This is a genomic window from Marinobacter lipolyticus SM19, from assembly GCF_000397065.2.
Lineage (GTDB): Bacteria > Pseudomonadota > Gammaproteobacteria > Pseudomonadales > Oleiphilaceae > Marinobacter > Marinobacter lipolyticus.
On record NZ_KE007306.1, the window covers coordinates 1,045,839 to 1,065,789 of the forward strand.

General features: G+C 58.8%; 20 protein-coding genes. 11 read left to right on the top strand and 9 right to left on the bottom strand.

Features of this window, described 5'->3' with window-relative positions; genetic code table 11:
- Window positions 1-109: 109 nt before the first annotated feature.
- From MARLIPOL_RS04785 to MARLIPOL_RS04800, 4 genes are all read right to left on the bottom strand, one after another.
- Window positions 110-2,380, bottom strand: a complete 2,271-nt coding sequence (locus tag MARLIPOL_RS04785) for a NahK/ErcS family hybrid sensor histidine kinase/response regulator (protein ID WP_012136960.1) — start codon at window positions 2,378-2,380, stop codon at window positions 110-112.
- Window positions 2,346-3,515: a nitric oxide-sensing protein NosP gene (gene nosP, locus MARLIPOL_RS04790; protein WP_082446054.1), complete on the bottom strand. Its 1,170-nt coding sequence runs from the start codon at window positions 3,513-3,515 to the stop codon at window positions 2,346-2,348. Before nosP ends, MARLIPOL_RS04785 begins: the two co-directional genes overlap by 35 nt.
- A 239-nt stretch (window positions 3,516-3,754) precedes the next feature.
- Window positions 3,755-4,858 (bottom strand): porin, encoded by a 1,104-nt coding sequence (locus MARLIPOL_RS04795; RefSeq protein ID WP_036190351.1) that lies wholly within the window; start codon window positions 4,856-4,858, stop codon window positions 3,755-3,757.
- Between the two features lie 227 nt (window positions 4,859-5,085).
- The gene (locus MARLIPOL_RS04800) at window positions 5,086-6,498 is read right to left on the bottom strand and encodes a WS/DGAT domain-containing protein (RefSeq protein WP_036190354.1); all 1,413 of its coding nucleotides are present in this window, start codon (window positions 6,496-6,498) and stop codon (window positions 5,086-5,088) included.
- 348 nt (window positions 6,499-6,846) lie between these two features.
- On the opposite strand from MARLIPOL_RS04800, the gene MARLIPOL_RS04805 reads away from it, so the two are divergent.
- Together MARLIPOL_RS04805 and MARLIPOL_RS04810 are read left to right on the top strand one after the other, a co-directional pair.
- A complete protein-coding gene (locus MARLIPOL_RS04805; RefSeq protein ID WP_012136964.1) occupies window positions 6,847-7,770 on the top strand; it encodes an alpha/beta hydrolase in 924 nt (307 codons plus the stop codon).
- Window positions 7,771-7,840: 70 nt separating this feature from the next.
- Window positions 7,841-8,590, top strand: a complete 750-nt coding sequence (locus MARLIPOL_RS04810) for an FFLEELY motif protein (protein ID WP_012136965.1) — start codon at window positions 7,841-7,843, stop codon at window positions 8,588-8,590.
- 18 nt (window positions 8,591-8,608) lie between these two features.
- Here the strand turns inward: MARLIPOL_RS04810 and MARLIPOL_RS04815 are convergent, their stop codons facing one another.
- The gene (locus tag MARLIPOL_RS04815) at window positions 8,609-8,887 is read right to left on the bottom strand and encodes a polyhydroxyalkanoic acid system family protein (RefSeq protein ID WP_012136966.1); all 279 of its coding nucleotides are present in this window, start codon (window positions 8,885-8,887) and stop codon (window positions 8,609-8,611) included.
- 113 nt (window positions 8,888-9,000) lie between these two features.
- Between MARLIPOL_RS04815 and ubiE the strand changes: the two genes are divergently transcribed.
- The 9 genes from ubiE to MARLIPOL_RS04860 all read left to right on the top strand — a co-directional run bounded on the left by ubiE (window position 9,001) and on the right by MARLIPOL_RS04860 (window position 15,172).
- On the top strand, window positions 9,001-9,792 hold the full coding sequence (gene ubiE, locus MARLIPOL_RS04820; protein WP_012136967.1) for a bifunctional demethylmenaquinone methyltransferase/2-methoxy-6-polyprenyl-1,4-benzoquinol methylase UbiE: 792 nt from the start codon (window positions 9,001-9,003) through the stop codon (window positions 9,790-9,792).
- A complete protein-coding gene (locus tag MARLIPOL_RS04825; RefSeq protein ID WP_012136968.1) occupies window positions 9,792-10,433 on the top strand; it encodes a ubiquinone biosynthesis accessory factor UbiJ in 642 nt (213 codons plus the stop codon). The genes ubiE and MARLIPOL_RS04825 overlap by 1 nt, the downstream gene beginning before the upstream one ends.
- Window positions 10,430-12,073: a ubiquinone biosynthesis regulatory protein kinase UbiB gene (ubiB, locus tag MARLIPOL_RS04830; protein WP_012136969.1), complete on the top strand. Its 1,644-nt coding sequence runs from the start codon at window positions 10,430-10,432 to the stop codon at window positions 12,071-12,073. Before MARLIPOL_RS04825 ends, ubiB begins: the two co-directional genes overlap by 4 nt.
- A 22-nt stretch (window positions 12,074-12,095) precedes the next feature.
- A complete protein-coding gene (hisI, locus tag MARLIPOL_RS04835) occupies window positions 12,096-12,533 on the top strand; it encodes a phosphoribosyl-AMP cyclohydrolase (RefSeq protein WP_012136970.1) in 438 nt (145 codons plus the stop codon).
- Window positions 12,526-12,855, top strand: coding sequence for a phosphoribosyl-ATP diphosphatase (locus tag MARLIPOL_RS04840; RefSeq protein WP_012136971.1), 330 nt, complete (start codon window positions 12,526-12,528; stop codon window positions 12,853-12,855). The genes hisI and MARLIPOL_RS04840 overlap by 8 nt, the downstream gene beginning before the upstream one ends.
- Before the next feature lie 91 nt (window positions 12,856-12,946).
- Window positions 12,947-13,183, top strand: coding sequence for a Sec-independent protein translocase subunit TatA (gene tatA / locus MARLIPOL_RS04845; protein WP_012136972.1), 237 nt, complete (start codon window positions 12,947-12,949; stop codon window positions 13,181-13,183).
- An 11-nt stretch (window positions 13,184-13,194) separates the two neighbouring features.
- Window positions 13,195-13,665, top strand: a complete 471-nt coding sequence (tatB, locus tag MARLIPOL_RS04850) for a Sec-independent protein translocase protein TatB (protein WP_012136973.1) — start codon at window positions 13,195-13,197, stop codon at window positions 13,663-13,665.
- Window positions 13,662-14,456, top strand: a complete 795-nt coding sequence (gene tatC, locus MARLIPOL_RS04855) for a twin-arginine translocase subunit TatC (protein WP_012136974.1) — start codon at window positions 13,662-13,664, stop codon at window positions 14,454-14,456. Before tatB ends, tatC begins: the two co-directional genes overlap by 4 nt.
- The gene (locus MARLIPOL_RS04860; protein WP_012136975.1) at window positions 14,453-15,172 is read left to right on the top strand and encodes a 16S rRNA (uracil(1498)-N(3))-methyltransferase; all 720 of its coding nucleotides are present in this window, start codon (window positions 14,453-14,455) and stop codon (window positions 15,170-15,172) included. The genes tatC and MARLIPOL_RS04860 overlap by 4 nt, the downstream gene beginning before the upstream one ends.
- A gap of 1 nt (window position 15,173) precedes the next feature.
- On the opposite strand, the gene MARLIPOL_RS04865 is transcribed toward MARLIPOL_RS04860, so the two are convergent.
- Genes MARLIPOL_RS04865 through pepP form a run of 4 tightly spaced genes read right to left on the bottom strand, consistent with a single transcriptional unit; the run spans window position 15,174 to window position 19,946 of the window.
- Window positions 15,174-16,088 (bottom strand): DUF808 domain-containing protein, encoded by a 915-nt coding sequence (locus MARLIPOL_RS04865; RefSeq protein ID WP_012136976.1) that lies wholly within the window; start codon window positions 16,086-16,088, stop codon window positions 15,174-15,176.
- A gap of 37 nt (window positions 16,089-16,125) precedes the next feature.
- Window positions 16,126-17,349 carry a UbiH/UbiF/VisC/COQ6 family ubiquinone biosynthesis hydroxylase gene (locus tag MARLIPOL_RS04870; RefSeq protein WP_012136977.1) on the bottom strand — a complete coding sequence of 408 codons (1,224 nt, stop codon included), beginning with the start codon at window positions 17,347-17,349 and terminating at the stop codon, window positions 16,126-16,128.
- Window positions 17,342-18,622 carry a 2-octaprenyl-6-methoxyphenyl hydroxylase gene (gene ubiH / locus MARLIPOL_RS04875; protein WP_012136978.1) on the bottom strand — a complete coding sequence of 427 codons (1,281 nt, stop codon included), beginning with the start codon at window positions 18,620-18,622 and terminating at the stop codon, window positions 17,342-17,344. Before ubiH ends, MARLIPOL_RS04870 begins: the two co-directional genes overlap by 8 nt.
- A 4-nt stretch (window positions 18,623-18,626) precedes the next feature.
- Window positions 18,627-19,946 carry a Xaa-Pro aminopeptidase gene (pepP, locus tag MARLIPOL_RS04880; protein WP_036190355.1) on the bottom strand — a complete coding sequence of 440 codons (1,320 nt, stop codon included), beginning with the start codon at window positions 19,944-19,946 and terminating at the stop codon, window positions 18,627-18,629.
- Window positions 19,947-19,951: the final 5 nt, after the last annotated feature.

The following is a 19,951-nucleotide window of genomic DNA, read 5'->3' on the forward strand; positions in this document are numbered from 1 at the left end:
CCTGCTTGTCGGATTACGCTTCGCTAATCCGACCTACGTTCCGCATATTGCTTTGCATTACCTGTAGGTCGGATTAGGCGAAACCGTAATCCGACATCCATCGGCGATCTCAGCTTCTCAGCAGATGACTCAGCACACTGCGTAACTTCAGCGGCTTCACCGGTTTGTTCATCAACAGGTGCCCGAGCTCACGAATATGCTGCTTGAGCTCGTTGGTGTAATTGGCGGTAATCATCACCACCGGGGCCGGGCAACGACGACGGCCATTGATCTCGGCGACCACATCGACGCCATTGTCATCATTGTCCAGATGGTAGTCCGCCAGAATCAGATCCACCGGGCTGTCGGCCGGATCCAGCTGGCGCTCCAGATCCTCCAGCGACACCGCCGTTACCACGCGGCAGTCCCAGCCCTCCAGCAAGGTTTTCATGCCCTGGCAGATAGACTGATCATTATCGATCACCCAGATCCGCGCACCGCCAAGACCGCCGTCGAAAGACTCCGTCCGGTTCTGATCCGCGGCCGGTCGTTTGGGCTGCAATTGCCCCAGGGGAACCTTGACACTGAATACAGACCCCTTGCCTTCAATGGACGACACGCTCACCGCATGACCCAGGATACGCGAGATCTTGTCCACGATGGCCAGCCCCAGGCCAAGCCCCTTGTCAGGCTGAGATCCAGCTGGTCGGATGCGTTTGAATTCCTGGAAGATCTCGGTGAGCTTATCTTCCGGGATGCCCGGGCCGGTATCCCAGACCTGCAGCAGAACGTGATCCTTCCTCCGGCGGCAGCCCAGCAGAATCCGGCCGTTTCCCGTATAACAGATGGCGTTGGTGAGAAAGTTCCGGAGAATCCGGGCCAGAAGTTGGGAGTCGGATTCCACGATTGCGGAACTGGCCACAAAGTCCAGCCGCAGACCTTCGGCCATGGCCATTTGCCGGAATTCCCGGGCGATGTTGTTGAGCAGGTCCCGCAGATCAAACGCTGTCACATCCGGCTTGATCACTCCGGCATCCAGTTTGGATATATCCACCAACGTACCCAGAAGGTTCTCCACATCATCCAGTGACGTGCTCACCGAACGGACCAGACCCTCTGCCTTGGGTCCGAATGACTGTTCCAGAAGCGCACTGGTAAACAGGCGGGCCGCGTTCAGGGGTTGCAGCAGGTCGTGACTAACGGCTGCGAGGAACTTGGTCTTGGACAGGTTAGCCCGCTCTGCCTCCAGCTTGGCATCCCGCAACCTGGCCTCGACCGCGGCCCGCTCGGTGATCTCCTGCCGCAGTTGGTTGTTCAGACCGGTCAACGCCGAGGTACGTTCCTTGACCCGCCGTTCCAGGTTGTCGTAGGCCTGCTCCAGTGCCAGTGCAGTCTTGCGACGATCAGTAATGTCGCGGATCAACACGAAGAACCCGGTAACGCTTCCTTCCTCGTCAATATTGGGCACATAGGAACGCAGCATGTAGCGCACGTCTCCCTGCTCACCGCACTCTTCAAACTCGAAAGTGACGCTGCTTCCCGCCAGCGCCTGTCGCACCTGAGGCAACAGACGCTGGTACAAATCAACGGAGTGCACCTCATCCAACGATTTTCCCAAAGGCGACTCGCCATTGCGGCCATACCAGGATTCGTACACCTTGTTGCAGAACTGCACCGTGAGGTCAGCGCCGACATAGGCAATCAATGCCGGCACATGGTCTGTCACCACCCGGATCCAGCGCTCACTTTCTTCCAGCGCCTTGATGCGGCGGGCCATTTCGCTGTTCTTGACGTCGGTAATATCAGAATACAGCACCACCAGTCCGCCCTCGCGGGTGGGCCTCTCGGTCATCTGTACCCAGCGGTCATTGGCCAGCAGGAAGACAACACCCTCCGAATCCGGATGGCTGTGCTCTTCCACGACCAGCCCCGAACTCACAGCCTGCCTCTTCACATCGGCAATGGTGGTACCGGACTCCGGCACCTCCACACCAGCGTGTCGCCAATAACTGCGAAAACGACTGTTGCTCTGAATCAGGCGGTGCTGGTGATCAAACAGCACAAAGCCGTCGGCAATGCTTTCGATCGCATCGCTGAGGCGCTGGCGGGTGGTTTCAGCTTCGACGCGGGCGCGGCTCAGAGCCTTATTGCTGGCTTTAAGCTCCTCCATGGTCTGGTTGAGGGCCTCGGTACGTTCGCGCACCTGCTCCGCCAGTACCACGGAGTGTTCGAAGGCGGCGTAGGGCTCAGGCTTGTGGGAGGAGCCAGACTCCACCCGAACGATCAGGGCATCACGGATGCGGCGCAGGCGTTCATTCTCCGCTTCCAGTTCGGCGATGCGCCGATCCCTGTCATCGGCGGGAACATCATTCCTGCACGGCACGGGCTTCAGGCTGGCCAATGACCACCCCCGTAAAGGTCTGATTGATATGCATACCGTCGAACTGCTCGCCGTATGTGTTGAAACCGATTACTTTGTGATGGCGCAGGAATTCCGACACCGCTTCCACTTCCCCGGTCAGCTCTGCCTCCAGTCTGCGCAGGAAACAGTCGCATCCGATGGTCACCAGCGGTGGCCCTACCACCCTCTCGGACGCTTCTATCTGGGCCCGCACACTGTCCAGAAGGCCTTCGGGTTCCATGGCGGTCATCACAATGCCGGTTTCCACAGCACAGTAGAATGTGAGGCTCTTGTCCGGATTGACCCGCTGAACCGAACGCACAAAGTAATGCCCGCCAATTTTCACGCCCATGGGCCGCAGGGCGAATACCTTGCGATCCAGGGCATCCACATCTACGCCAACGGCACGGGCATACGCATCGGCTGCAGGCTCGGCATTGAGCTCATACACGGTGCGACTTTCCGCGCAGGCATCGGTAACCACCAGTTTTTCAGTGCGTTCAACCATGTGGTGCGTGGAAAAGACTCGAAAATCCAGTGGCGTATTGACCAGTAGAACCGTCGCCGCGCTGGTATGAAACTGGCCCTCGTAGAAGACATGGGTATTGGCGAGGCGCTCGTCGTCACCCGCTGATCCGCCAAATTGCGGAATGGTCCCTAGAGCGGCATTGAGTGTCGCCAGCACCAGTTCTTCCCGGCTGGAAAGACCGTCCAGCAAGGTAATCGCAAAGGTATTGCCCTTCACCGGCGCAAGCCTGGCATCACGGCATGTGGACAGCAGGCCGTCAATGACGCCCTGGGCGTCTTGCAGGGTGAACCGGTCGAGCTCACGAATCAGCGCGCAATCAATGGCAAAGTAACGATTATCGAAGCCGATCGCGGTAATGCATCCGCGGCCATAGCCTTCTGGCGTAATCTCTCCGGCGGATGTGCACCCGCACACACGCACGCCCTGAAAGGCATGCTCAAGGGCAATGCCGAGACGGCCGAGATCGTATTCCGCGGAACAAAAGAACAGCACGCATCCAAGGTGCTCATGGCTCAACTGACTGGCGAGATTGGTGGCTGCCAGCATCGGGTCGCGAACACTGGAGCTCGCTACCCGGACGGCGGGCAGGGTCGTCGCTGGCTTCATAAATGCGGATCCCGGGAATGGATGACTTTCCACCGATTCTACGGCATCCGCAAACGCAGCCAATGCGACTTCAGTGCTTTTAATGGGCGCGCCAAAATGATCGTAAGCCATTGATTTAAAACCCTCCTGAATCAATGCCTGGCGGCGCGGCCGGTCCGCACGGAGGCAAACCGGCACTTTAGTCTTAGTCAACCTGGTGCTACGGACGACCTCCCGTCTTCCGTAGCAGGCGCTTCTGGTCAGAACATGACGACGGCGCCGAGGGCGATGGTATCGGCATCCACTGCAGTAGCGCCCGAGGATTTAACGTCCTGCTCGAACATGTTGTATTCCGCAACCAACTTGAAGTTGCTGTTTACATCATGGAAAACGGCCAGGGAGGTGTTCTCAGTCTCGAAATCTGCCTGATCCGAATCGGTTTCACCGTACGAGGCCACGAAACGATTGCTACCCAGCGTGTAAGATGCCTGGACCAGATAGCCGTCAGCATCTTCCTCCGAAGGCAGAGCGCCATCCACGATCAGGACGGGTGCATCCCCTTCCGATGTAAAGCCTGACGCCGTCAGTGAAAAGCCGGCCGCAGCTGCTTTAAGGCCGTAACCGATACCCTGGCTATCGATCTCGGTGGTGGCGTTTTCCGAACTCTGGTGACGACCGTTGACCCACCCGGTCAAGGCCAGGCCACTGAGGTCGGCACTGTAGGTGACTTCCGCCTCAAAGCGAGGTGCTGACTGCTCGGATTGGGCACCGGGAGTGGTATCCGCTGGCTCAAAGATACCGGCAGCCACTTTCAGACCACCCATATCCGGAGACCGGTAGGTAATCTGAGCCGACGGATTCGGGTATGGGTAGCCAGTGCGGATGTTACCGAAAGAGACGCCGGTGGCCGCCCCCGGAGAACCAAAGCCCATGAGAATTTCGTCGAGGAAGATATTGGAGCGGGCGTACAACCCGAAGTCCTTACCGATGAGAACCTGCCCGAAAGATCCATCAACTGTGGCATACAGTTGACGAACATCGATCGCCGTGTCAGTTGGTGATTGAAGACTGTCATTGATGGTGCTCCAGAAGGAGGAGCGACCACCCATCGTCAGATCGCCCACTTCCTTGCTGAAGTTAAAACCAATGGTATTCGGCAGGAAACCCATTTTGACATCTGAGTTGCGGGTGTCGGACACCTTGGCGTCACGGTTTACATAGAAAGCGTTGAAATAACCGTCGACAGAAAAGCTGGTGCCGTCCTCGTTGTATAGCTCAACGGCCGCATTGGCGCCGGCACTGGCCCCCATGGCAGCAGCCATCGCAATCGCTAACCCTGACTTTCGAAAATTGTTGTTGTTCATAGTTCCCCCGGTTGTTTTTAGGAAATCTGGGATCGGGGCGCCGAGTAATCCGGCCGCCCCAGGCGTAGGTCTGTCGCCTGAATTCCATGGTCGGTTATGGCTGTAGCGCGGGAAATGCGCCAAGGGGGCAGGTTTACTGATCTTTTAGGAGGCCTGAGAAACAGAACTTTGGGATTAATACCCGCCAGATACGGGCAATGGCAGCGGATTGAACAGGGGACGACCGGTCAGCCGGTGAATGCATCCAGTTCTTCGAGGCAATCGGACAGGAACCGCGAGGGGGACGCCATGACGGCCTCATCAGCCACCACCCCGAACTGGACCTGGCCGGCGTAACTGACAATACTCACGCCCAGGCCGAGATCCCCGGCCTGGGGCACCCAGAACATTTGCTCAGTGATTCGGCAACCAGCCAGGTACCGTTCCTCGCGGGAGCCTGGCACATTGGACACCACGGCACTCGCCTTGCGATAGAACACATCGGCCAGCGGCTGACGCCAGGGTTCAGGCACCAGCGAAGCACTGGCGGTCAGGCCCCAGGCGAGCCCGGGTTGCCAGCTTTTCTTCAATCGCCGGGTTTCGTGCTTGATACGATAGAGCCGTTCCAGCGCACTTTCACCGTCCACCGGGAGGGGGACGAACACCGTGCCGAAACAGTTGCCCAGTGCGCCCGCTTCGGGCGCGATCCCTGCTGGTAGCTGGCCACGGATATCCACTGGCACTGCAGCATGGAGAATGGCTTCGTCGAGGTCGGCCGAACTGGCCTCCAACTGCTTGCGCACGGCGGCCGCCACACAGCTGAGTAAGACGTCATTAATAGTGACCCGGGTTAATCGGGCAACGTCCTGAAACCGAGACAGTGCCACCGGGGTCGACCAGCAGCAATGGCGACGCCCAAGTAACGGGCGCTTCAGTGATGAGGGAGAATCTTCCGGCTCAACCAGAAACTGGCTGATCTCGTTAACCAGTTTCAGGCCGCCCTGGGCCACCCGTTCAAGCACCTTGCCGGCATCCTGCAACGTGCCCGACGAGCCTTCGACACGGCCGGACACATCACCAGAGCGCCCCCCCGATGCGGATGCTATCTCATCACCGATCAATTCTTTAAGCCAGGCGCCTGCCGCTACCGTCCAATTCTGGAGCTGAGCGGTTTCCGGCGAACCATAGATTGCCGGTAATTGCTGCGGAGAAGCCGGACAAATACTTTCAAAAATCCCCAACAGCGACAACCCGTCGGCATAGCAATGATGCATCCGTAACAACAGCGCCGCTCCGCCCTCGGCGTTAGGTGCAAGCCAGAACTTCCACAGTGGTCGGTAGTCCGGCAGGGGCTGGTTCAGACGCGCGGAGACCCATTCCTTGAGTTCCTCCCCGGAAAACGCCTCCGGGGCCACCGCCATATGGTGTTTGAGGTCGAACACCGGGTCAGCCTCCCACCACCAACCCGGCGCCCGCCGCACGGGGATGCACCGGAAACGCTGCCAGGCCAGCCAGTAAGCGTCCAGAAATTCCCACAGCCGTGACGTCGTCAGCCCCTCGACCCGCAGCATGACCGTAATGGTCATCGGGTTTTCAGGTCGCTCCAGGGCCAGCCATGCGGAGTCCACAGGTAACAGGAGATGTGAGTCCTCTTGGTTCAAATCTGGCTGTCCCCGGGTGAATTGACAAACATTGAATTATTGGCGAATCAGGCATTGTGCCAGACAAGGACGGGCGGCTCCATATAAGCCGCGGACTCCACGGAATTACAAAAAATTACGCGTGAATAACTCTTCCCCTCTATACTGGTTATAACGATTAATGGGATGGTTATTAATAAGCTCAGGGCAGCTATTCACTTGCCAACCAAGCAGACTATTGGCCGTGGGCGTTCGTATATTGAGTAACCAGTGCCAATAACTATGGCCCGGGAACGAGTTAAAACAGTCACTATCAGCACACACCAATTCCAAAAAGCAGTCTTTCACGGTGCTGACAGGAGAACGGTTATGAAAGCGAGCCATGTTCGTAAACTGATACAACCGATTGAAAGCGCCTACTCCGAAATGTTCTCGGGGCGAGTCTACCGTGTGGGCAAGGGGGCGGTTTCCGTCCGCAACCATAGCGGCAAGGCGGAACAGACGGTTATTGGTGTGCACGGTTTCCTTGAGAACCACTGTTACTTCACCCAGGCCTACGAAGAGCCGACCACCGAACTTATCCTGCTGACCTGCAGCAACTACCATATCCCGGTCAACGGCGTGACGCCGGAAACCCCGGACTGGGAAGTGCCCATCAAGCACCTTGAGGGCACCATCGAGTACGATGCCTGCATACTGAACCAGGCCGTCGCCAATCTTCCCGGCACTGACAACATTCGCGTTCACGGTCACTCCCGGGGCGGAGCGGTCATCCTGGAGGCCATTCACCAGTGGCCGGAACTCTACGAAAACGTGGAAGTGGTTCTGGAAGCGCCGGTACTGCCCCAGGGCAAGCTCCACGGACTGGTTACCACGATTCTTGAACCGGTCAGCCACGGCATGTGGCCATGGCTGATTCGCCTGATCAACAGTGCCCCGTCTTCCGCCTACGGTCAGACCTTTTTCGGAAAGATGAACCCTCGCAAGAAGCAGCTGCTCAGCAAGCTCTTTTCTTCGACCAAGGATCATCTCACCATTGTTCGCAATATCGAGAACATCATGGACTGGATGGAGCGCACGGATACCAGCGTTTACAACAACGTTCGCCACGGCACGTTCCTGATTCCTGCGGTCGACCGCATTCTTGACCGCAAAGCCATGCTTGCCAGCGCCCGTCAAAGCCCGACGACAATGCGCATTGTGGAAACCGAGGCTCTCAGCCACTTTATTACGCTGGACGACAAGGAATGGGTACCTGGCCTCGAAACCCTGCAAGCGTCCGCTGAGGCCTGAGGCTGCCATCTGATCGCCCGCTCCGGTAAACTTGCAGGTTTCCTGCCACAGGTTTACCGGAGCATCATCCATGTACCGTGAGCGCCTCGTCGCTACCGAAGTCCATTCTGACAGCGCCCACCGGCTGCAACAGTTGCTGATCGAGTATCACGATTTTCGCCAGCACAAGGCCGCCCACCCCCTGCTCGAAGACACCTTCCGGATCGCTGAGTGGCAGGCCGAACGCCTCAAACGCACACATCAGGATCTGTACCAGCATCCGGGTTACCATACCGGCCTCGAATTCCTGCTCACCGACCTTTACGCCCCAGCCAACATGACCCGGCGCGACGACAACATCGACCGTGTGTTTCCCAAAATGGTGAAGTGGCTACCCAACAGCCTGCTGGACACATTTGCCGGACTGATGGAGCTGAACCTGGTCACCCAGCGACTGGATCTCGAACTGACAGAGCGGCTCGCTCAGCTACCGGCTCAGGGTGAAACCATAACTCATGGTCAATACTGCGCTGCCTTTCGCGCCAGTCGCAACCTTGCCCAACGCCGGCGGCAAATAGAGCTGGTGGCAGAGGTGGGGCAACAGCTGGATCACTATGTTCGCAACCGCACCCTGGGCTGGCTGCTCAGCATGACCCGCGGCCCGGCGGAAATGGCAGACCTGAGCGACCTCCACGGCTTCCTGCACCGAGGCTATACCGCCTTCCGTAAAATGGAAGACGTGGATGCACTGATCGAACGGCTGGTCTCGAGAGAGCAACGTGTTCTGGAAAACGTGCTCAATGGGCACCCGGATCCGTTCAGTCTGCCGAACGACCTATAGCGAAAGACGCATGTCAGATCAGGCCTGGATGATCTGATCCAGCTGGGAGTGAATTTCCTGCTCGATCCGAGACTTGAAGGGCCTTAGCAGCATGCCCAGTTCCAGGTGGATGTGCAGGTCATTGTGATCGATGGTCAATTGCCCCCTTACTCCACTTCGCTTGAACCGCAACACATCCCCTTCCCACTGGTAGTTCACATCGAACTGCCTGGACAGATCCTGTGCCAGGGTCTCCGCCGCCTCTCGAGCGTGCGCCTTGTCCAGGGAATGGGCGCGATGAACATCGATAACAGACATGAATCAGGTTTCTCTTCAAAAATGGAAGGTTTTATAGTTTAAGGGGGTAATAAACTTGTAGCCACCCCCCTAACCGTTAGAATACGGGGTTCAGATTCTGACAGGATACCCCCATGAGCGAGCAACAGACGCCAGCCAACGACAATCAGGCCGGCACCCCGCAGGACGATGTCACTCACTTTGGTTTCCGCAATGTGCCGAAAAGCCAGAAGGCCGGCCAGGTGGCCGAGGTTTTCCACAGCGTGGCCGGCAAATACGACCTGATGAACGATCTCATGTCCATGGGCATCCACCGGCTCTGGAAACGTTTCACCATTGAGCTCAGCGGTGTCCGCCCGGGGCATCAGGTGCTCGATATCGCCGGTGGCACCGGCGACCTGACCATGAAATTCTCCGACCTGGTCGGCCCTACCGGCAAAGTCGTACTCGCCGACATCAATGCGTCCATGCTGCAGGTGGGCCGCGGTCGTCTGATGGATCGGGGTTACGCCGGTAACATCGAGTTTGCCCAGGCTGACGCCGAACACCTGCCGTTTCCTGACAACACTTTCAACGCGGTGTCCATCGCCTTCGGCCTGCGCAACGTCACCGACAAGGACCAGGCCCTGCGGGACATGGCACGGGTACTCAAGCCGGGCGGCAAACTGATGGTGCTGGAATTCTCCAAGCCCACCAATCCGCTGCTGAACAAAGCGTACGACATGTATTCCTTCAATGCCCTGCCCCTGATGGGTCAACTGTTTGCCGGTGACAGCGAAAGCTACAAGTACCTGGCCGAGTCCATACGCATGCATCCTGATCAGGACACCCTGAAGGGCATGATGGAACAGGCTGGGCTGGTGAACTGCAAGTATTACAACATGACCGGCGGCATTGTTGCCCTGCATGTGGGGATCAAGCCCTGATGTTTCCCGGCCCTACCCTGCTTGCTGCCGTAACTGCCGTTGTTGAGAGCGCGCTTAACCGCGCCCTGGAACTCGACCCGGCCGGTCGCAAGGCGTTGATGGGCGCCCTGACAGGGCCGGTACAATTTACCCTGACTGCTCCCCTGCACCTGACATTTACGCTGTATCAGACAGGGGATCGGGTACAGGTCGGCAGTCAGCCGGCAGAAACACCGGCATTGCAGCTGGCAGGCAAGCCCATGGCATTCGCCGCGCTGGCAAACGGTGACGACCAGGTGTTCCGCCATGGTCGCATCCAGGTCAGCGGCGACACGGCCCTGGCACACCAGTTCCAACGGGCACTGAACCAACTCGAACCCGACTGGGAAGCCGCCCTCGCCCGCCATATGGGCGATGTGCCCGCGCACTTTATCGGCCAACGCATTCGCGGTGCAGTGAAGTGGAGTCGCCAGGCCTTTGCTGCCCTTAACGCCAATATTGAAGAGTACATCCATGAGGAAAGCCGGACCCTGCCGGGCCGCCGGGAACTGGAAGCCACCTTCGAGGATATCGATCAGTTGAGCCTTCACACTGAACGACTGGAGGCCCGCGTCGGGCTGCTGGAACACCACACCAACGAACAGCCCCCGGAGACACCGTGACCCGCTTGCAACGCCTGTTCCGAATTGCCTGGGTCTTTTGCCGTTACCGGCTGGACACGTTCCTGCCGCTGGCCGAACTGCCGGGACCGCTCAAGGTGTTCTTTCTGCTGGCTCCCTGGCACCTGTTCCCGCAACCGAAACTGAGCCGCGGCGACCGTCTGCGCCTGGCAATGGAAGAACTGGGCCCCGTGTTTGTAAAGTTCGGCCAGATTCTGTCAACACGCCGGGACTTGCTTCCCGATGACATGGCCGAGTCGCTGAAGCATCTCCAGGATCGCGTCCCCACCTTCCCCAGCACCACCGCGCGGGAAATCATCGAGAAATCACTCGGTGCACCGGTCGCCGAGCTGTTCAGCGAGTTTTCTGCCGACCCGATGGCCTCCGCCTCCGTTGCCCAGGTGCACGCGGCCACCCTGCTCAACGGCCAGAAAGTTGTGGTCAAGGTATTGCGACCGGGCATTGAGCGAGTCATTCAGCAGGATCTGGCCCTGATGTACCTGATGGCCGGCCTGCTGGAAAAATACTGGTCCGAAGGCAAACGCCTGCATCCGGTGGAAGTAGTAGCGGATTACGATTCCACCATCCACGACGAACTGGACCTGCAACGGGAAGCGGCCAACGCCAGCCAGTTGCGCCGCAACTTCGATAACTCTTCACTGATCTATATCCCGTTTATTGACTGGGATTACACTCGCAAAACCGTGCTTGTCATGGAGCGTATCCACGGCATACCCATCGCCGATGTGGCGGCGCTGCGGGAAGCCGGTGTCGATATGAAGGTGCTGGCGGAAAAGGGTGTGGAAATCTTCTTCACCCAGGTTTTCCGCGACAGCTTCTTCCACGCCGACATGCACCCGGGCAACATCTTTGTGGATGTCAGCAATCCGGTCGACCCGAAATACATCGCCATCGATTTTGGTATTGTCGGGACCCTGGCACCGGACGATCAGAGCTACCTGGCCCGCAACCTGCTCGCCTTCTTTCGCCGTGATTACCGTCAGGTGGCGCAATTGCATATCCAGTCCGGCTGGGTGCCACCCGACACCCGGGTCAACGAATTCGAAGCCGCCATTCGCACTGTGTGCGAGCCGATTTTCGAGAAACCGTTAAAGGATATCTCATTCGGCCACTTCCTGTTGCGACTGTTCCAGACCGCCCGGCGCTTCAATATGGAAGTACAGCCTCAGCTGGTACTGCTGCAGAAAACCCTGCTGAACGTGGAGGGTCTTGGCCGCCAGCTGTATCCGGACCTGGACCTCTGGAGCACCGCCCAGCCGTTTCTGGAAAGCTGGATGCGCAAGCGTATTGGCCCATCCGGGCTTATCAAGTCCCTGCAATCCCATTTGCCGGCGTGGCTCGAACAGTCCCCGGAAATGCCACAACTGGTACACGATACCTTGGTACAGTTGCGCAGCTCTGGTCCCACGGAGGAGCAAAATCGCGCTACACTAGAGCTCCTGCGGGACAACCAGATACGCTCGGACAGACGCTGGCGACGAACCCTTATCGCCGCTGCCCTGGTGGGCGGCGCCTGGGTCAGTACCCAATACGAACTGCCGAACCTGGCCCAATCGCTGCCGCCGTGGGGCTGGGCCATGCTTGCAGTGGCGGCCGGCCTGGTTGCCAGGGGCAGCCGGTAACATTTTTTCAGGATTCACAGAAATGCAAGAATCATCACCTAAAGTCGACAACCCTGACTGGCTCGACGCCATCCGCTGGAACGCCGACGGACTGGTTCCCGCCATCGCCCAGGACGCCAGCACCGGCGAGATCCTGATGATGGCCTGGATGAACCCTGAATCCCTGAGGTTGACCACCGAGGAAGGCCAGGCGGTTTACTGGTCCCGCTCACGAGGCAAGCTCTGGCGCAAGGGCGAAACCTCGGGCCACCAGCAAGTGGTCCATGAAATACGCCTGGACTGTGATGAAGACGTGATTCTGCTGAAAGTGGAACAAAAAGGCGGTATCGCCTGCCATACCGGAAGGCGCAGCTGCTTTTACCGTAAATTTCAGGACGGCGAATGGGTCACCACCGCCCCCGTGTTGAAAGACCCGAAAAGCATCTACAGACCGGTTAAAGGGAGCGAACAGAGTGAGTGACGTACTGGAACGACTTGCCCAGGTGCTGGAAGCAAGAAAAGAAGCAGATCCTGACAAGTCCTACGTTGCCAGCCTGCACGCCAGGGGACTCAACAAGATTCTGGAGAAAGTGGGCGAAGAGTGCACCGAAACCCTGTTGGCGGCCAAGGATGCAGAGCAATCCGGTGACACCCGGGAAGTGGTTTACGAAACCGCCGATCTCTGGTTTCACAGTATGGTCATGCTATCGAGCCTGGGCCTGGGCCCCAAAGAGGTAATCGATGAGCTGGCCCGCCGCTTCGACCTGTCAGGACTTGAGGAAAAGGCATCCCGGGACAAGTGATGCCATGGGTACCCCTTACGGGGGGTTCCGCAATGCTGTCCCGGTAACGTACAATGGCATGCAACAGCAACATTAGAGTGAGGATCCCGTGATGGGCATCAGTATCTGGCAACTTCTTATTGTACTCGGCATCGTAATCCTGTTGTTCGGAACCAAAAAGCTCCGCAACATTGGCAGCGATCTGGGCGGTGCTATCCGTGGCTTCAAGAAGTCTATGAACGACGAGGACAGCAAGTCCCCCAATCAGGACTCCCTGGAAGACAAGGAAGAACCGGCAGCCCATCAGACCAACCCGGAAGAAAAACCCCGGGACAAAACCACTGGCTGAGACCGGGCTGAATGTTTGATATCGGCTTTGTCGAGCTGTTGATCTGTGGTGTGATCGCACTGCTGGTCCTGGGTCCTGAACGCCTGCCCACGGCAGCGCGGGCGGCTGGACGCTGGATTGGTGGTGCCCGCCGCATGGTTAACCAGTTCACCTCGGAACTGGACCGCCAACTGAAAGCCGAAGAGCTGCGAGAGGAACTGCGGAAGGCGGGTGACGTTGGCCTCGAAGACGTCGAGAAGACGGTTCGTGGCGCCCTGGATGAAGCCAAAAAATACGAACACATGATCCTCCCGGAAAACCGGGTAGACAAACCCAGACCGGCACCAGCAACTCGCCGGACGGCCGACACCAGGCCAACTGCGGAGCCTGCTCAACAGCCGCAGCAAATGCCGGAGCCGACACCCGCGACGGAGCCAACAACCAGCGAACGCCACCCGGAACCCCATCCAGATCAGGAAAGCGCGTCGGATAAACGTTCATGACCAACAAGCCTGACGGCAACCACACCCCGGATTCATCCACTGCTCAGCCCGAAATGCCCCTGATCGAGCATTTGCTGGAACTGCGCAATCGCCTGCTGAAAATGGTGCTGGCGGTCGTTATCTGCTTTGCCGCGATCTACCCGTTTGCCAACGAACTGTACCTGCTGCTGTCACAGCCCCTGCGGGAACTGCTTCCGGTTGGCCAGATGATGATCGCCACCGACATTACCTCACCGTTTTTTGCGCCGCTGAAACTGGCCCTGGTGCTGGCGGTGTTCGCCGCGATTCCGGTGATACTCTATCAACTCTGGAGCTTCGTGGCGCCAGGCTTGTATGCCCACGAAAAGCGACTGGCGTTTCCCCTGCTGTTCACCTCGGTGATCCTGTTTTATCTGGGCGCCGCCTTCGCCTACTTCGTGGTGTTTCCCCTGGTCTTTGGCTTCTTTACCGCCATCGGCCCGGAAGGCATCGTCGAGTTACCGGACATCACCAGCTACCTCAATTTTGTGCTGAAAATGTTCTTTGCCTTCGGCGTTGCGTTCGAGATCCCCATCGCGACCATCCTGCTGGTACTGACAGGCGCCACTACTCCGGATGATCTGGCCGCCAAACGGCCGTACATTGTGGTCGCCTGTTTTGTAATCGGCATGCTGCTGACACCTCCGGATATCATTTCCCAAACGCTGTTGGCGGTTCCCATGTGGCTACTCTTCGAGTTGGGCATCATCTTCAGCAAACTGGCCGTCAGGAAAACGGACGACGCGGAAACCGATGAAGCGACGGACGAATGAATCTGGCACTGCTGTTTGAGGAAGACTTTGTCACCACCGATCGTGCGGTGCTCTCCGGCCGCCGGCTGACACACCTTCACGAGGTCCTGAAAGTCTCTGAGGGTGATCTGATTCCGGTCGGCAGGGTGAATGGCGATATCGGCACCGGTCGAGTAGTGAGCCTTACCGACGCACGGGCAGACATTGTGGTGGACCTTGCAGCCCCACCACCCCCGCCGCTACCCCTGACGCTGTTTCTTGCCATGCCCAGGCCAAAAATGTTCCGCCGTGTACTGCAGACCTGCGCCACCCTTGGGGTGAAAGATATCTGGCTGATCAACAGCTACAAGGTGGAAAAAAGCTTCTGGCAGACGCCGTGGCTGTCTGAGGACAACCTGCGGGAGAACATGACCCTGGGCCTGGAACAGGCGCGGGACACAATTATGCCGGAGGTGCATGTCCGCAAGCTGTTCAAACCGTTTGTGGAGGATGAATTACCCGCGCTGCTGCGGGACAAACGGGCACTGGTGGCTCACCCTGGTACTGCAACCCCCTGCCCCATGCACCTGGACTTGCCTACTGCACTCTGTGTCGGCCCGGAGGGTGGCTTTACACCCTACGAGGTCGGCAAGCTGGAGGAGGCGGGATGCGAAAGCGTCCACCTCGGCCCGCGGATACTGAGGGTGGAAACGGCGGTACCGGTGCTGGTCAGCCGCCTGTTCGACGCCTGCCGGTAACTCAGGCGGAACGCGCCTCCCACCATTTCAGCAACGGCGTGATAATCGCAACAAGCAAAGCACCCGCCAGCACACCAAACAGGCCATCCGCCAACGTCGGAATAAGGGCGCCACTCAAACCGCTAAAGGTCTCGGCAAAGTGATGAATCGCGTCATAGACCGGGGGCAGGCCATGGGTGAGGATACCGCCTCCCACCAGGAACATGGCGATGGTGCCGAGAATGGAGAGGGTTTTCATCATATAGGGCGCAAGCCAGAGAATGCCATTGCCCATCCACTGCGCCATGGCGCTGTCTCTCCGGCTGAGATACAGGCCGCCATCATCCAGCTTCACGATACCTGCCACCAGGCCATACACACCCACTGTGATCATCACCGCCACAACGGTCAGCACCATAAACTGCATGCCAAATGTCTGGGTAGTCACAGTGCCCAGCGTGATCGCAATAATTTCCGCTGACAGGATAAAGTCTGTCCGTATAGCGCCCTTGATCTTGTCCTTCTCGACCGATTTCATATCGACATCAGGATTCTTCAGGGCCTCGTGGAGCTCGGCTTTGTGTTCGTCGTCTTCCTGCTTGTGCAGAAACTTGTGAGCCAGCTTCTCAAAACCTTCGAAACAGAGAAAGGCACCCCCCAGCATCAACAGCGGTGTGACCAGCCAGGGCACGAAAAAGCTGATGGCCAGGGCCGCCGGCACCAGGATGGCCTTGTTGATCATGGAGCCCTTGGCGACCGCCCATACCACCGGCAGTTCCCGCGCCGGTTTCACACCGGTGACCTGCTGGGCATTGAGAGCGAGGTCGTCTCCCAGGACACCGGCGGTTTTCTTGGTCGCGGTTTTGGTCATCAGGGCGACATCATCCAGTACGGTGGCAATGTCGTCGATCAGGACAAGCAGGCTACTTCCGGCCATGACACGTTCCTATGTCGAGTAGTTAAAGGGAAACAATTCAGAGATCCAGCCCCATGGCCTCGGCGGCGACCCGATTCTTCACGGGGCCAAGCTGATTCAGCCAGCGCATGCCGGTGTTACGCAGCCAGCGCAGGGGCAGCTCGTCGCGGGCGAAAAGCTGCTTGAAGCCCTCCATCGCCGCCATCATGGCGAGGTTCTCACCCTTGCGACGTCGCTGATAACGGGCAAGCACCAAATCATTGGATGCACTCAGGCCCGCCTTTCTCGCCCGGGCCAGTTCGTCCAGCATTGCCCGCACGTCGCCATATCCCAGGTTAGCGCCCTGCCCGGCCAGCGGATGGATGGTATGGGCCGCGTCACCCACCAACGCAAAACCGGCTGCGATGTAGTCCTTGGCATGGCGCTGACGCAGGGGGAAGGCATAGCGGCGTGAAACCGATTCGACCACACCCAGTTCCCGTTCAATGGCCCGCTCCAGTTCGCTCGCGAAAGCCTGATCATCCAGCGCCATCAGACGGCGTGCTTCGTCGGTATCCTGGGACCAGACAATCGAACAGAAATGCTCATCGCCGCTTTCCGTCAGTAACGGCAGGAACGCCAGCGGCCCGGTGGGTGAAAATCGCTGCCAGGCAGTGAAACGGTGGTTCTGGCTGGTTTTTACTGTGCACACGATGGCCTGCTGGTCATAATCCCATTCACGGGTCGGCAGACCCACCCACTGGCGCAGCCGGGAATGGGCGCCGTCGGCCGCCACCACCAGATCTGCGCCCAGCCTGGTGCCACTCTCAAGCTCGATGCCACGCTGGCCCTGATCCTGCCACCAGCCGATGACTTTGACCCCGTCAATCAACTCAACATCGCTGTCAGCAAGGGCTGAGAACAACGCCCGCACAATGTGGCGGTTTTCAATGATGGTGCCCAGAGCCCTGGCCTGCAGTTCTGCCGCTTCAAACTGAATACGACCAGTACCATCGCCGTCCCATACGGTCATGGTCTGGTACGGACAATGACGACCGGCGACGATGACGTCCCAGACGCCCAACGCTTCCAGCAGGCGCTGGCTAGCCACTGAAATGGCACTGACCCGGGGCTCAAAATCCTCAACACTGGCCGCCACGGCCGGTGCCTCCAGCAAGGTCTTTCGCTCACTGCCTTCCACCAGAGCCACGCGCCAGCCCTGGCGGGATAAACCCAGCGCCAGTGCGGAGCCCACCATACCGCCGCCGACAACCAGGATGTCGAATACTTTGGGGTCACTCATTCTTCGCAGACTCCCTGTTCGCTGGGGCCGGGTGATCAATTACTGCCCGACGGCCTCCTATCCCCATGGCCTTGCGGGCGAACCAGCGCTTGGCTCCCGGCAACAGATCCAGCCCTACCAATCCGGCGTCCCGAGCGGCTGCCAGTGGTGGCAGGGATTCGCCAAAAAGCCGGATCAGTGAATCCGAGAACCGAACCGTTTGCTGCCAGTCCTGCTGGTGAAGTGCCTGATAGCGCTTGAGCACAGCCAAATCACCGATGGACGCCCCCTGCGCCTCTGCCAGCCGGAACTGCTCCACCAGCGTCATCAGCCCCCGCAGGGCCAGATTGAAGCCCTGGCCAGCCACGGGGTGCAAGGCATGGGCGGCGTTGCCCACCAGGGCGACTCCGGGCATGACGGGTTCATCCACCGTGGTCAGTTTCAACGGATAATGATTGCAGGTGCCGATACGGGTAAACCGCCCCAGCCGCCAGCCAAAACGTTCCTGGAGCCGTCTGCATTTGTCTTCATCGGAGAGGGATAGAATGTCTTCAAGAGCATCATCGGTCAGAGTCCACACCAGAGCCGACTGATGAGCGGCACGGGACGGTGAGCCATGGGGCAACAACGCCATGGGACCTGCGTCAGTGAACCGTTCAAAGGCGGTGAAGCCATGACTCTCAGTGGTCGAGACATTGGCGATCAGGGCGTTCTGACCATAGTCATGGACACGAGTCCGGAACCCGAGTTCTTCCCGCAAGCCGGAGCGACCACCGTCCGCCACCACCAGGCACTGAGCGGTCAGTTCGCGTGTGTGTTCACCGGATTTGACCGACACCCGAACGCCTTCAGGCAATGGCATCATACCCACCACCTCTGCCGGTGCTTCCCAGCGCACCCGTGTATCCAGCAATTCCCGCATCAGGCAGAGGCCCATCCAGCGATTGTCGGCCACATAACCCAAAGCCGCCTGATCATGCTCGGCGGCATGCAGCCGGGTCGCGCCAAAGCGACCGCGGTCGGACACGTGGATGTGCTCTATGGGGGTGGCGTGTGCCGACAGCCGCGACCACAGCCCCAGTTCCTCGAAGATCAGCCGGGAGCCCCAGGCCAGCGCGGTGGAGCGGGCATCGTAGCTGGGCTGGTAGCTCTCGGGCAGAGCATCAAGGGACAGCGGAAAGGCCTCCACTACGGTTACCCGCAATGAAGGCACCATCCGGCTCAGTGCCAGCGCCAGGGTTGCCCCCGCCAGGCCGCCGCCCGCAATAATCAGATCGGTATCGAGTCTGGCCACCGGGTCAGTCCGCCATCAGTGCTTCGATATCGGCGATGGTTTTGGGCACCGTTTCCGTCAACACGCGGCAACCCTCTTTGGTGACCACCACATCGTCCTCAATACGGATGCCAATGCCTCGCCACTTTTCTTCGACGTCGGTGTTGTCCGGCGCAATATACAACCCGGGTTCCACCGTCAGTGCCATGCCCGGTTCCAGCTGACGCCAGGCGTCGCCTACCTTGTAGTCACCGACATCGTGCACATCCAGACCCAGCCAGTGACCGGTGCGATGCATGAAAAACGGCTTGTAGGCCTCCTTTTCGATGGCAGCGTCAAGGGAACCGGACAACAGGCCAAGATCAATCAGACCCTGGGTCAGCACCCGCAGGGCTGCTTCGTGAGGATGATTCCAGTGATTGCCGGGGCGCACAGCTTCAATCGCCGCGTACTGCGCAGACAGAACCACCTCGTACAACGCCTTCTGCTCGGCACTGAAGCGACCACTGACCGGAAAAGTCCGGGTGATATCGGAGGCATAACAATCCACTTCACAGCCCGCGTCGATCAGCACCAGATCACCGTCTTTCAATGGCGCACTGTTTTCGATGTAGTGCAGGATACAGCCGTTGGCACCAGATCCGACGATAGACGGATACGCCGTGGAGCGGGCGCCATGATCCATAAAGGTATGGATCAGCTCCGCCTCCAGGTTGTATTCGTACCCGCCCTTGCGGGCCCGTTTCATGGCTCGGCAATGGGCCTTTGCGCTGATTTCGCCCGCTTTCGCCATTACCTTGATTTCATTCGCGCTCTTGTACAGTCGCAAGTCGTGGAGCAAATGTTCCAGAGCAACAAATTCTCCCGGGGGATGGGCACCGGCGCGCACCTTGCTGCGTATCACCTTGACCCAGTCCATGACCCGGGCGTCGAAATTGTGATCCTTGCCCAGCGGGTAGTAGACCCGGCTGCGGCCTTCGATCATGCCGGGCAGAATGTCGTCAATGTCGGAAATCGGGAAGGCATCGTCCAGCCCGAACCTTTCGATAGCTCCCTCTGGCCCCGCCAGGAAGCCATCCCACAGCTCCTTCTCGGGATGTCGCTCCTTGCAGAACAATACGGATTCGCCATGCTCGCGCCCGGGGATCAGCACCAGTACCGCTTCCGGTTCGCCAAAACCAGACAGGTACTGGAAATCGCTGTCCTGACGAAAAGGATGCAATACATCCCGGTTACGAACAGTTTCCGGCGCCGCCGGCACAATCGCAATGCTGTCCGGAGCCATCAGCTCCATCAGCTTGCGGCGGCGATCGGCGAATTCTTTCAGGGGTATCATTGACGGCATAACCT